This window comes from Paenibacillus sacheonensis (assembly GCF_009909195.1).
GTDB lineage: Bacteria > Bacillota > Bacilli > Paenibacillales > Paenibacillaceae > Paenibacillus_Z > Paenibacillus_Z sacheonensis.
In genome coordinates, this window is sequence record NZ_JAAAMU010000016.1 from 35,742 (window position 1) to 49,738 (window position 13,997).

At 62.8% G+C, this 13,997-nt stretch carries 8 protein-coding genes; all 8 read left to right on the top strand.

Going from position 1 to position 13,997, the window contains the following annotated elements:
* The 8 genes from GT003_RS24040 to GT003_RS24075 all read left to right on the top strand — a co-directional run bounded on the left by GT003_RS24040 (position 1) and on the right by GT003_RS24075 (position 13,983).
* A complete protein-coding gene (locus tag GT003_RS24040) occupies positions 1 to 2,559 on the top strand; it encodes a GDSL-type esterase/lipase family protein (RefSeq protein WP_161702700.1) in 2,559 nt (852 codons plus the stop codon).
* Positions 2,560 to 2,659: 100 nt separating this feature from the next.
* Positions 2,660 to 4,393: a dihydroxy-acid dehydratase gene (gene ilvD / locus GT003_RS24045; RefSeq protein WP_204798964.1), complete on the top strand. Its 1,734-nt coding sequence runs from the start codon at positions 2,660 to 2,662 to the stop codon at positions 4,391 to 4,393.
* A gap of 222 nt (positions 4,394 to 4,615) precedes the next feature.
* The gene (locus GT003_RS24050; protein ID WP_161702702.1) at positions 4,616 to 5,929 is read left to right on the top strand and encodes an aspartate aminotransferase family protein; all 1,314 of its coding nucleotides are present in this window, start codon (positions 4,616 to 4,618) and stop codon (positions 5,927 to 5,929) included.
* 460 nt (positions 5,930 to 6,389) lie between these two features.
* Positions 6,390 to 7,433, top strand: a complete 1,044-nt coding sequence (locus GT003_RS24055) for a Gfo/Idh/MocA family protein (RefSeq protein ID WP_161702704.1) — start codon at positions 6,390 to 6,392, stop codon at positions 7,431 to 7,433.
* A 34-nt stretch (positions 7,434 to 7,467) separates the two neighbouring features.
* Positions 7,468 to 8,967, top strand: coding sequence for a M81 family metallopeptidase (locus tag GT003_RS24060; protein WP_161702707.1), 1,500 nt, complete (start codon positions 7,468 to 7,470; stop codon positions 8,965 to 8,967).
* On the top strand, positions 8,957 to 10,357 hold the full coding sequence (locus GT003_RS24065; RefSeq protein ID WP_161702709.1) for a GH39 family glycosyl hydrolase: 1,401 nt from the start codon (positions 8,957 to 8,959) through the stop codon (positions 10,355 to 10,357). The genes GT003_RS24060 and GT003_RS24065 overlap by 11 nt, the downstream gene beginning before the upstream one ends.
* A 158-nt stretch (positions 10,358 to 10,515) precedes the next feature.
* A complete protein-coding gene (locus tag GT003_RS24070; RefSeq protein ID WP_161702711.1) occupies positions 10,516 to 11,286 on the top strand; it encodes an AAC(3) family N-acetyltransferase in 771 nt (256 codons plus the stop codon).
* Positions 11,287 to 11,316: 30 nt separating this feature from the next.
* Complete coding sequence (locus GT003_RS24075; protein WP_161702713.1) at positions 11,317 to 13,983, top strand: CehA/McbA family metallohydrolase; 2,667 nt, start codon at positions 11,317 to 11,319, stop codon at positions 13,981 to 13,983.
* Positions 13,984 to 13,997 lie beyond the last annotated feature (14 nt).

The following is a 13,997-nucleotide window of genomic DNA, read 5'->3' on the forward strand; positions in this document are numbered from 1 at the left end:
ATGTCCGTTTCTAAAGTACCGGGCAAGCTTGCGGCGGGGCTCGCATTCGCCCTGCTGTTCACGTTGTTTTACGCGAATCGGCCGGCTTCGGCCTACGATCTGACGAACAACATGACGCCTTTCTGGTCGTCGACGACGATGTACAACGAATCGGTGACGATGGTGTCGACGAACGGCGGATTGCCGGAAGCGCAGCTGCTGTTCACGCCGACGTCGATCATCTCCGTGCGCGACAGCGCGCTCGGCGTCACCTACCAGCAAGGCACGGATTGGACCTACGACAGCAGCACCAACAAGATCAAGCTGACGAGCACTACCAGCGCGGTCTACCTGACGAACGGCGACATGTACCCCGTCGGCGGAGCCGACACGCAGCCCAAAGTCGGCGGGGGTTATGTCATCTTTCACGAAGGCATATGGTTTCACGAGCATCAGTTGGCGGTCACGTACACGCATAACGCGAACGTCTGGAACGGCCCGGTGCCGACCTACGACGCCTCCAAGCTGCCGAACACGCTCGGCAAGCTGCAGAACGGCAATCCCGTGAAGATCGCGCTCTTCGGCGACAGCATCTCCGCCGGCGCCAACGCGAGCAACTACTACGCGCCGAATCTGCCGAGCTTCGGTCAGCTTGTCGCAGACAGCCTGGCGGCCCGTTATTCGTCCGCCATCACGTACGTCAATCCGTCCGTCGGCGGCACGGATTCCGGCTGGGGCGCGGGCAACATTCACAATTTGGTCAGCACCGGCAATCCCGATCTGGTCATCCTCGGATTCGGCATGAACGACGGTTCGGGCTATGTCTCCGGTGCGTCTTACAAGTCCCACATACAGTCGATGATCAACGACGTCAAAGCGTCGAACCCGAATGCCGAGTTCATTCTCCTTGCGCCGATGCTGGCGAACCCGGAGACGTATTTCGCCGGCAACCAGAGCGCGTATCTGGCGGAGCTTCAATCGCTGTCGGGCACGGGCATCGTTACGGTCAATATGACCGGCGTTCACCAAGAGCTGCTGAATCATAAGAAATACGCCGACATGACGGGCAATAACGTCAATCATCCCAACGACTTCCTGATCCGCTGGTACGCGCAGATGATCGCCGGCACGCTTATTCCGGGTTCGACGACGGGCAGTCCGCCGGCGGCACCGGGCAGTCTGACGGCGACGGCGGGCAGCGGGCAGGTCGCGCTGAGCTGGAGCGCATCAAGCGGCGCTTCGAGCTATACGATCAAGCGCGGAACCTCATCCGGCAGCTATGGCACGACGGTCGCTTCGGGCGTGACGTCCACGAGCTACGCGGACACGACGGTGAGCAACGGCACGACGTATTACTACGTCGTTCAGGCGGCGAACGGATACGGTACGAGCGGCAATTCCAGCCAAGCTTCGGCAACGCCGGCGTCCAGCGGCGGCGGCTCGTATGCCGCGCAGTGGAATTTCGACGGAAGCAGCTTGGAGGGCTGGAACCTGGCAAACGACGTGAGCGGGTCCGCTACGGGCGGCGCGCTTCACGTTAATTTAACCGGAGGCGATCCCTACATCCTGTCGCCCGATAATCTCGGCATCAACGCTTCCGCCAACGGGCATGTGTACGTGCGGCTGAAGAACAATACGGGTTCCACGAACCTGCAGATTTACTTCTCGACCGCTGCCGACGGGGGCTTCTCCGAGAGCAAGGCGAAGGTGACGCCGATCTCGGCGAACAGCGGTTACGCCGATTACGACATCGACATGAGCGCGGTGTCCGGCTGGTCCGGGACGCTTAAGCAGATCCGCATGGATTTCTTCGACAGCTCGAACAGCGTCGACGTCGATTCCGTCAAAATCGGCGGCGCCGGCAGCAGCGGACCCGAGGCGCCCGGCGCGCCGACGGGATTGAGCGCAACGGGCGGCAACGGCCAAGTGGCGCTGAGCTGGAACGCGGCGAGCGGCGCGACGAGCTATACGGTCAAGCGCGGCACGTCGAGCGGCACCTACGGCACGACGGTCGCGACGGGCGTGACGTCCACGAGCTACACGGATACGACGGCGAGCAACGGCACGACCTATTATTACGCCGTGACGGCTTCGAACAGCGCCGGCACGAGCGGCAATTCGGCGCAGGCGTCGGCTACCCCCTCGGGCGGAGGCGCGTACGCGGCGCAGTGGGAGTTCAACGGCGACGGCAATTACGAGGGCTGGAGCCTGGCTAACGAGCTGACGGGCTCCGTGTCCGGCGGTTCGCTGCATCTGACCTCCAGCGGCTACGATCCGTACGTGGTCGGGCCGGATAATCTCGGCTTGTCGGCGAGCGCCAACCCGACGATTACGATCAAAGTCAAGAACAACACAGCCAACACGGCGGGACCGCGGATCTATTTTACGACCGCGGGAGATCCGAACTGGAGCGAAGGCAAACACGGCGAGTTCACGCTCGTCGCGAACAGCGATTACACGATCTATACGATTAATATGGGCGCGGTCAGCGGCTGGAGCGGCACGATCAAGCAAATCCGCCTCGATCCGATCGCGAACACCGGAACGGTCGACGTGGATTACATCCGAGTCGGCAGTTAGGCCAGGCGGCCATGACGCCCGGCCGGCCCGCTGGGCCGGCCGGGCGCATGCCCGCAAGGCATAGAACGACAGCCAGACCAAGGAGGAGAGGGAGAGACAGATGGAAACGATGCAGGAACTCGGCAGTCAGAAGGTGCGCAAGATCAGCTTTGAGGGCGATGCGCTCCGCATGTCCATGGATTGGACCGTGGAGGATCTGGAGAAGGTACAGGTGCTCGTGGAGAGCACGGACGGGGCCAGCCACCCCAGCTCCTATCATTTGGGCGAATTGGTGAGCGAGATGGAGAAGGGCGTCTTCCAAATGGGAGGCAAGCCGGCCATCTATACGACAACGGACATTTGCGACGGAGTGGCGCAGGCGCATGACGGCATGCGATACTCGCTTCCGTCGAGAGATATGATTACGAACATGGTCGAAATTCACGCGTTGGCGACGCCTTTCGATGCCATGGTTCTCGCTTCCGCGGGCGACAAGGCCGTGCCGGCGCATCTCATGGCGATCGCGCGGCTTAATATTCCCGCGATCCATGTGCCTGGCGGGGCAATGGGCGCCGGGCCGTGCATGCGTTCGAACGAAGAGCTGTGGCATATGAGCGTGCAAGTCGACGAGAACAAGATGACGAAAGAAGAATTTCTGGCTTTCCAGCGTGCCTGCTGCCCGACCTGCGGCGCCTGCCAGTACATGGGCACGGCGGCGACGATGCAGGTCATGGCCGAAGCGCTGGGCCTCGCCATGCCTTGGTCGGCGCTCATCCCGGCGACGAACGCCGAGATCAAGCGCGCCGCGCGGCTGGCGGGCCAACAGGTCATGCGTCTCGTGCGGGAAGGGATCACGCCATCGCGGATTCTGACGCGGAAAGCGTTCGAGAACGCGATCATGATCCACTCGGCGATCGGCGGCTCCCTGAATGCCGTCATGCACTTGATCGCCGTCGCGCGGGAGGCGGGCATCGAGCTGACCGCCGAGACGTTCGACGAGATCCACCGGCGCGTGCCGGTGCTCGTCGACACGAAGACGGCGGGCAAATATCCGACGGAGCTGTTCTGGTACGCCGGCGGCGTGCCGCAGGTCATGCTGGAGCTGAAGGAGATGCTCCATCTGGACGCGCTCACGGTCTCCGGCAAGACGGTCGGCGAGAACTTGGAGGATTACGCGAAGAACGAGATGCCCCGGTTCGCCGAGATGTTCCTCGCCAACTACAAGCTGAACCGCCGCGACGTCATCTACTCGATCCGGAAACCGCTCAAGGAAGAAGGCTCGCTGGCGGTGCTGAAGGGCAGCCTGGCGCCGAGCGGGGCGACGATCAAGAAGTCGGCCGTGGATGCGGCGATGCAGGTGCATCAGGGTCCGGCCAAGGTGTTCGACACGGAGCGGGGCGCGGTCGACGCGCTGCTCGCCAAGGCGATCGAGCCGGGCGACGTCGTCATCATCCGCTACCAGGGACCGAAGGCGATCGGGATGCCGGAGATGTTCTTCATGTCGGAGCTGATCGCCTCCGATCCCGTGCTGTCCCGCACGACGTCGCTCGTTACGGACGGCCGCTTCTCCGGCGCCACCCGGGGGCCGTGCGTCGGTTATCTCGGACCGGAGGCGCTGGACGGAGGACCGATCGCGTTCGTGCGGGACGGCGATCTCGTGCGGATCGATATTCCGGGCCGCGCGATCGATATCGTCGGCACCGAGCGGGAGGAGCGGCCGGCTGCGGAGATCGAGGCGATTCTCGCGAAGCGCCGGTCCGAGTGGACGAAGCCGGTCATCGCGAACAAAGGCGTGCTCGGGCAATACACGCGTCTCGCGCGGCCGGCGCTGGAAGGCGGTTCGAGCTCGAACTGAGGCGGGGCCGGCGAGGGCGGTGCTTGAGCGCAGGTGGAGCCGAGATAGGGCGATTGGCAGGCTTAGTTCGTATTTTAGGGCCTTAATTCATGTGATGAATTGTGGATGTTAAGTAATCTGCGCGGTGCGATTCGTAAGATCCGACAGCCCATTTATGGCCATGTCGATATGTATGATCAATCATTGCAGACAATGGTGAAGCAAACGAATGGAGGTTAAACGATGACAAGTTATTCCGAATCGCAACGCCTGCTCGCGGAGGCGAGCAGCTGCTTGGCCGGCGGAGTCGCGAGCTCGCTGCGCGCGGCGATGAAGCCGGTGCCGCTCTATGCGGCGAGTGCCTCGGGGTCGCGCATCCGCGACGTGGACGGCAATGAATACATCGATTATTTGCTCGCGTACGGACCATCCGTGCTTGGCCACGCGCATCCCGGCTTGATCGAGCGCATCCATCGGGCCATGCAGCACGGCATCACGTTCGGTTTGCAGCATGAAGGCGAGCTTGCGCTGGCGAAACGGCTGACGGAGATTCTCCCCTGCGCCGACCAGGTCGCGTTCAGCGGCTCCGGCACCGAAGCCGTCATGCTGGCGCTGCGCCTCGCGCGCGCGTATACCGGCAAGCGCCGAATCGTCCGGTTTCACGGCCATTACCACGGATGGTCGGATGGCATTTTTACGTCGTTCCCGAGCGCGGACATGAGAGTATCCGGTGCCGTTGGGGGAGCCGCAGACACGATCCTCCCAGGGACAGCGGGACAAAGCGAGAGCAGTCTCGAGGATATTATCCTGCTCCCGTGGAACGACGAGCAGGCGATCGAAAGCCTGCTGCGGGATTCCCACGCGGACATCGCCGCCGTCATCACGGAGCCGGTCATGTGCAATTCCGGCTGCATCGCGCCGAAGCCGGGGTATCTCGAGAAGCTGCGCGAGCTGACGGCGGAACTCGGCGTCGTGTTGATCTTCGACGAAGTCATCACGGGGTTCCGGCTCGCCTTGGGCGGCGCGCAGCAGCGCTTCGGCATCACGCCGGACCTGATGACGATGGGCAAAGCGCTCGGCGGCGGCATCGCCCTCAGCGCCGTCGGCGGCAAGCGGGATATCATGAAGCTGATCGAGGACGGCACCGTCAGCCATCTCGGCACGTTGAACGGCAGCGGCGTCGCCATGGCGGCGGGACTCGCGACGATCGACGAGCTCGAGCGGAATGACGGGGAGGCGCTCGCGCGCATGGAGCGGCTCGCCGACTCGCTGACGGGCGGACTCCGCACGCTGCTGGAGCAGCACGGGATACAGGGCGTCGTGAACGGCATCGGCCCCGTGTTTCATTTCATGTTCGTTCCGCTGGCGGAGGTGACCGACTTCGACGCCTTCTCCAAACGGGACTCGGCGCGTTATGCCACGTTCGCGGAGCTGATGCTGCAGGAAGGCGTGCTCGTGCGGCCGAGCGGACTCTGGTACGTGTCTGCGGCGCATACGGAGCAGGATATCGCGGCCACATTGGCTGCGGCTGACCGCGTGCTCGCGAGGCTGGCCTAGCGGCTATACCGCAGGCTGTGTAGAGGGAAGCTGCCAAACAGCACAAATCTCACTCAAAATGGCAGGCCGGAGCGTGAAAAGCTGCAGATTAGCATAAATTCGCTGCGATTTCGCCGCCGGGCGCTCGAAAAGCTGCCAACCAGCACAAATTTCGCTCAAAATGGCAAGCCGGTGCATGAAAAGCTGCAGATCAGCATAAATTCGCAGCGATCTCGCCGCCGGGGGCCCGAAAAGCTGCCAACCAGCACAAAATTCGCTCAAAATGGCAAGCCGGCGCGTGAAAAGCTGCAAATCAGCATAAATTCGCTGCGATTTCGCGCCGGGAGCCCGAAAAGCTGCAAATCAGCACAATTACACCGCATGCTGGCCCGAGCCGGCGGTTAAGACGCCAACGGTTCATTCCTTTCCACAACGAACTTTATTGATTAACCATCTTAAATGGAATGCGAGGTTATATACAATGAACAACATTATTCGCGGAGCGGTGATCGGCTACGGCGGCACGCTGAACATGGGCAAGAGCCATGCGTTTCATATGCGCGACAACGGAATTCAGTTCGTGGCGGCGTGCGACATCGATCCGGTACGCTCGGCGCTGGCTAAGGAAGATTTTCCGCATATCGAGAGCTATACGCGCGCGCAGGATATGCTGGCGAGGGAAGATATCGACCTCGTCTCGATCGTGACGCCGCATCACGTGCATGCGGACATCGCGCGCGAAGTGATCGCGGCCGGCAAGCACTGCGTCATCGAGAAACCGATGTGCATCCGCGCGGACGACGCGTTCGAGCTCGTCGAGCTGGCGAAGGCGAAGGGCGTCATGCTGTCCGTCTATCACAATCGCCGCTGGGACGGCTGGTATATGACGGTGCAGGACCTGATCGCGAAAGGCATCCTGGGGGACATCTACAACGTGCAGATGTTTTTCGGCGAGTACGGTCATCCCGGCTCGTGGTGGCGGGCGGACAAGACGATCTCGGGCGGCGTCTTCTACGATTGGGGCGCGCATTATATCGACTGGCTGCTCACGATCGTGCCGGGGCCGATCCGTTCCGTTCGCGGCTTCATTCATAATCGCGTGTGGCACGATATTTCCAACGAGGACGAGATCGAGAGCCTCGTCGAATTCGAAAGCGGCGCCGTCGCGCACGTGCAAGTCTCCAACATCGCGAGAGCGCGCAGAGCCCCGGTCGTCATTCAGGGGACGAAAGGCTCCGTCGTCGTGAACGACCTCTTCAAGAACGATGTGACGCTCTATACCGATGTCGAAGGCTTGAAAGTAGAATCGAAGATTTACACCAAGAGCGATCTTCCGCTCGCCTACTACGGCAACATTCGCGAGCATCTGCTGAACGGCGCTCCGCTCGCGGTGCGGCCCGAGGAAGCCGCGCGCAACATCGCGCTCATCGAGACGACGGAGCGTTCCGCGCTGAAGCGCGAGCCGCTGCCGCTTGCTTGCGACGCGAACATCGGCGTTCCGGCCGCGGGCGGAATGGCAGGCTGAGGACGGGCAAGCAGCAGACAAGGAGGGAATGCGCATGAAGATCCTGGTCGGCGCGATCGTGCAGGAAAGCAATACGTTCAGTCCGTACCGCAGCGGGCTGGAGGACTTTCGCGGCAATATTCATCTGCTCGGCGAAGAGATGCTCGGCCTCGAGATCGAGAACGAGGTTCGCGGCAGCCTCCAGGCGCTGCAGGACAACGGGGCGGAAGCGCTGCCGACGCTGTGCTTGTACGCGGTGTCCGCGGGGCGCTTCGGCGGGGCGGATTTCTCGGCGCTCGAGCAGCTGATGACCGAGCGCGTGCTTGCCGCGGCCGAAGAATGCGATGGCGTTTTCTTCGCCATGCACGGCGCGATGTCGGCCGAAGGCTGCGACGACGTCGAGGGACGGCTGTCCGGCATTATCCGGTCGTTAATCGGCGATAAGCCGTTCGTGCTGTCCTTGGACCTTCACGCCAACATCACCCGGGAGATGGTCCGGCATCCGGATGCGATCGTCGGCTATCGGACGTTCCCGCATACGGATTTCTACGAAACGGGCTACCGCGCGACGGAGCTGCTGCTGTCCATGCTGCGGACCGGCCGCCGCCCATCGATGGCCTACCGCAAAATTCCGATGATCATTCCCGCCGAAAACCAGCAGACGATGTACGGTCCGTTCGCGGAGCTGTGGGCGGAGGCGAGCGCGGGCGAAGCGGACGGCATGTCGGCGGTCACGTCGATTTTTCCCGTGCAGTGCTGGCTGGACGTCGAGGAGTCGGGGGCTTCAGTCATCGTCGTCGGGGAGGATCGCGAGAAAGCGGAACAAGAGGCCGATCGGATGGCAGCGCTCTTCTGGGACAAACGCCATGCGTTCGACGTGCAGCTTCACAGCGTGGCGGAGATCGTGGAACTGGCCCGGCGGCTGCGCGGCACGGAAGGACCGATCGTCATATCGGACTCCGCGGACAGCCCCGGCGCGGGCTCGACCGGAGACAGCGCGGCCGTTCTTCGGCAGCTGCTGGCCTGCGGGGCGGAGAAAGACATGAACGCGCTGCTCGTCGTGACGGACGCTCCCGCGGTTGCCGCGGCGATCGATGCCGGCGTCGGCCGGGAGGTATCGCTGTCGATTGGGCATACGCTGAACCCGGCGGGCGAGCCCATCGCCGTGCGGGGGACGGTCGTTCGGATCGGGGACGGACGCTTCCGGCTTGGCGGCGGACACGCGAAGAACACGGTAGCGCGCATGGGCCGCTGCGTCGTGCTGGAGATCGGGCGGATCAGCCTGCTCATCGGCGAACGCGCCGTGTTCTCCGGCGACCCGTCCATGTACCGGACGATGGGGCTCGAGCCGACGGCCGCCGACATCGTCATGGTGAAGTCCGCAAGCCAGTTCCGGGCGGATTACGACGCGCTGTCGCGCCATATCTATATTCTCGATACGCCGGGAAGCAGTCCCGCGAATATCCGGTCGCTGCCGTTCGAGAAGCTTGCACGTCCATTCTATCCGTTCGACGACGATTTCGATTGGAGGAAGAGCCAAGGTTATGAAAATTGAGCTTCATCTAGACCGTACCGCGGCAGGAAACGGCGGCATCATCAAGCCGCTGCACGGGGTGAACAACGGACCGATCGGCTACGGCTCGCTCGTCGACGTCTCCCATCACTACAAGGCGGCGGAATTTCCGCTCGTGCGGCTGCATGATCCCAATTTCCCGCATCCGCGGGAGATCGATATCCATACGATTTTTCCGGATTTCAGTCGGGACCCCGAGGATCCGGCGAGCTACGATTTTGCCAAATCGGATTACTATGTTCGCATGGTGGCGGACACCGGCGCCCGTATCTTATGGCGGCTTGGCGAAAGCATCGAGCATACCCCGACGAAGTACTACGTTTACCCGCCGGAGGATTACGCCAAGTGGGCCGGCATCTGCATCGGCATTATCCGGCATTACAACCAAGGCTGGGCCGACGGCTTTCATTACGGTATCCAATACTGGGAAATTTGGAACGAGCCCGAAGGCGGCGGCGGCCTGATGTGGAACGGCACGGAGGAGCAGTATTACGACCTGTACCGGGTCGCGGCTCCGATTATCAAGGCCTATGATCCGACGCTGAAGATCGGCGGCTATTCCGCGGCGCAAGCGAAGGCCGTGCCGCATTTCTTCGAGCGTTTCCTCGGCATGTGCAGGGAGGAGCGGCTCCCGCTGGACTTCTTCTCTTGGCATTCGTACAACGACGACCCCGAGCTTGTCCGCGAGCTGAGCCTCTACGTGCGTGAAGGGCTGGACCGGCATGGATTCGCGGAGACGGAGAGCCATTTCAACGAGTGGAATTTCTTCGACGCGCAGTGGGAGACGTTATTCCTTCCCGGGAACGAGTACTACCGGCGGGATTTGTTCGAGCGGGCCAAAAACGAACAAGGCGCCTCTTATGCCGCTGCCGTGCTGGCCGTGCTGCAGGACTGCCCCGTGGACGAAGCCAATTATTACGACGGCCAGCCGACCGCGCTGTGGTGCGGGCTGTTCGATTATTACGGCGTTCCGACGAAGACGTACTATACGTTCCTGCGCTTCAATGAGCTTCGCCGCTTCGCGCGGCGGGCGGAAGCGAAGAGCGAAAGCGAGGGCATCTACGTATGCGCGGGCGTGAACGGGGTTATCGGCGGAAGCGAAGACGACAAGGAAAACGGCAGGGAAGGCGGCGAGGGAGCCGTCGAACCGGCTGCGGCGGCGATGATCAGCAATTATCGCGGCCAGTCCGGCTTCTATGTGATCGGCATCCGCGGTCTGCCGGAGGGGGAGCGCTGGATCGCCGAGGAGTACCGCACGGACCGGGAACGCACGGATCGGCTGGCTGCCCTGCACGAGCTCGATCGCACGGGGCTGCTGAAGCTGTTTATTTCGAGGCATACGGTCGTGTATTTGAAGCTGAGGCGCGCGTAAAGCGTGGAAGTCTGTTTGATATCGTTAACGTTGTAAATTGTGCATTAAATCTCGCTGCTCGCAGACGGCATTGCGCTCAACATCGCGGATTTGCGAGTGAAGCCGGCCGCCCGCGCAGCGTTATGCGTCAACATCATCCAATCAAGGAGCGCTGCCCTATGCACACCAAACAAACCCTTCTCCGCGATTTGGAGAACATGCGGATCGATCCCCGCGGCACGCTGTTCGTTCATTCCTCGTACAAAGCGATCGGTCCCGTGGAAGGCGGGCCGGATACGGTGCTCGATGCGTTGACGGAATACATGCAGGACGGACTGCTCGCGCTGCCTGCCCATACATGGTCCTACATCAACGGAAGCAATCCGCGCTTTAACGTGCAGGACTCCGCCACTTGCGTCGGCATCCTGACGGAGCTGTTCCGCAAGCGCCCCGGCGTGCTTCGCTCGCTTCATCCGACGCATTCCGTATGTGCCCTGGGCAGGGACGCCGCGGATTTCATCGCGGGCAACGAGCTGTGCGATACCCCTTGCGGGCGGCAATCATCCTATGGCAAGCTGCTTGACCGCGAAGCGACGATCTTGTTTATCGGCGTCGATCTGTGCAAAAACACCTTCATCCACGGCGTCGAGGAATGGAACGACATCCCGAACCGGCTGACGGACCGCATCATGCCGTACGTGATCGAGCTGCCTGACGGCTCGGAGATCTCCGCGCCCTCGCGCAAGCACTGCGGCGAGCTGTGGTCCTATTATTTCTGGAAAGTAAACGATCTGTTCATTCGGGAAGGCATCATGTACACGGGGCATTTCGGCTATGCGGACACGCGGGTGACGAATGCGGCAACGACGAACGAGCTGCTGAGCCGGATGCTGAAGGCCGATCCGGAGCTGTTTTCGACGAACGAGCCGCTCGCCCGGGTTGGAGACTAACGGCTTCGGCCGACAAGGAGGCGCGAACGGGTGGAACCGGCAGGAAGCGCGCAATTCGTCCCGCTCGACTTGAGCGGGGTTAACAATTACAACGTCGCGGAGCTGCCGGAGGGCGTGCTCTCCGCGAATGCTTACGCGCTGCGGGGAGCGTTTCTTCGCGGGGAGCAGCAGCTGTGGGGGCTGCCTTTCCGCTGCGGCGGCGGGGAGCCGCCCGACCGGAAGGACCTGCAGGGTTTGAAGGGCCGGGAAGGGCAGTCGGACGGGAACGACCTGTTCGTGCTCCGGGAGGCCGCCGAGCTGAAGCTGCGGGAGCCGATTCGGGCGCGCTACGTGCTGTTCCTGCACGCGGCGGATTTTCCCGAACGCCGCTTGCGCGAGGACGGCTTGTACGCGCGGCCGATCCGCGGCACGACGGAGCTTGGCGACGAAGCCGGCCGTTACGTGCTGCATTACGAGGACGGGACCTCGCACGCCATTCCCATCCGCCGGCGAATGGAGATCAGCCAGCTCGGCGTCTCCATGGGCGAGAGCAGCTTCGGCTGCGTGCCGCATGCCATGCCCCGCGCGCGGCCGGAGACGTCGGAGTCGATCCGGTCCGGCGGCGCGCCGGATACGGCGTGGGGAGAATCGCAGAGCAGGGTGACGGCGGATTTCGGCCATCCGCTGGCCTACCATTGGATCTATGCGCTGGAGAATCCCCGTCCGGAAGCGCGCATTCGTTCTCTGGGGTTTCTTCCGGGATCGGGCGCGATCCTGCTGTTTGCCGTCACGCATACGGAGGAGGCGGAGCATCCGCTGCGGCTGCTGCCGCGTGCCAAGTTCGCGCTGCGGACGGAAGCGGGCGCCAAGCCGCCGGAACTGGCGATCGACCGCGGGCGCATCATTTCGGTGCGACCGGCCTTCGACTACCCGGGCGCCGAAGAATGGGAGCGGTCTTACGCGTTGAAGCCGCCTTCGCTTTCGTCCGAACGGTGGATCGTAGAATACGCGGCGCATCCCCGTGCGCGTATATACGGAAGCGAACGCTGGCCGCATGGGCTTCCGGCAAGCGAGCTTGCCCTTGAAGCCGGCGTAACCGTCATTCCGGAGCGAGCGCGGCCGGTGACCTTGCATGTCCGCGAGCGCGGGGCGAGCAGCCCGGCTGCCAAAACGGCGGTCCGCCTCCATATCCACGGCGAGCAGGGGGAAACGATCGTGCCGCTGAACCGGCACCGCCGGCCGAACGGAGAGTGGTTCGAGGATTACGGCGCGGACTGCACGGAGAAGGGACATTTCACGACGTATATCGACGGACGGGCGGAGCTGCGCCTGCCGATCGGGAGCGTCTACGTGGAGATTACGAAGGGCTTCGAGTACGTACCGATTCGGCGCCGGTTCGAGATAAGCGAAGAGACGGACGTTCTCGCGATCGAGCTGGAACGAGGCCTGGATTGGCGGAGCAGGGGCTGGGTGACGGCGGATACGCATGTCCACTTCCTCTCCCCGCAGACCGCGCTGCTGCAAGGCAAAGCCGAGGACTTGCATATGGTTCATCTGCTGGCGAGCCAGTGGGGGGAGCTGTTCAGCAATATCGGCGATTTCGACGGCGAGACGACGGTCGGCGCCAAGGATGCGGCAGGGCGCGGGCCTTATCTCGTCCGCGTCGGGACGGAGAACAGGCAGGCCGTGCTCGGCCACCTCTCGCTGCTCGGCTACGACGGGGACATGATCATGCCGCTCTGCACGGGCGGCCCGATGGAATCCGCGCTCGGCGACGCGCTGGAAGCGACGATGCTGACTTGGGCGGCAAAGGGTCGGGAGCAGGATGCGCTCGTCGTGCTCCCGCATTTTCCGAGTCCGCGCGGCGAAGAGGCCGCCGTGTATATCGCTGGGCTGGCGGATGCCGTGGAGGTCTGTGCCTGGTCTTGCCCGCATGGGGGAATCAGCGCCTATTCGCTGAGTGAATGGTACCGATTCTTGAATTGCGGCTATCTGCTGCCTGTCGTAGGCGGCACGGACAAAATGTCGGCAGGCGCCGCTGCCGGCAGGCTGCGCACCTACTCCCGGCTCGCCGGCGGCGCGGCGGCATCCGAGTCCTTCAGCAACGACGAGTGGAAGGCATCGGTCCGCGGCGGCGAAACGTTCGTTACCGTCGGTCCATTGCTGGCGTTCAGCGTGCAAGGGCAGCCCATGGGATCGAGGATCGATATCGGCGGCAATAGTAATAGCAATAGCAATAGTAATAGCGATAGCAACGGCAATAACATTGGGAAGCCGTCATCGTCAAACGTCCTCGAGGTTCGTTGGGAAGCCGCTTCCGTGACGCTCCCGATGACGCGCGTCGAGCTCGTGCAGGGCGGCGAAGCGGTCGTTCGGCAGGAATTCTCCGGGGTCAGGGCCGGAACTTTCTCCGGATCCTGGCAGGTATCCGTCTCGGAACCGACGTGGTTCGCGCTGCGGATATGGGGATGCCAGGAGGGGCAGACGGAAGCGATCACGGCGCATTCCAGTCCGATCCTGGTGTCCGTGGAGGGCAGGACCTGTTTGAATGCCGTCGACGCCGCCTCCATCATGGAGCAGGTCGAGGGGGCGCTGACCTTCTACGAGACGCTGGCGACCCGGCCGCCGGAAGCGGATTATCTCCGGATGCGCGGCGCATTGGCGAATGCCTGCGATGAGCTTCGGCGGCGGTGTTTCGAGGAAGGGCAGCATAATTGAAGGGAGTTGGGCTG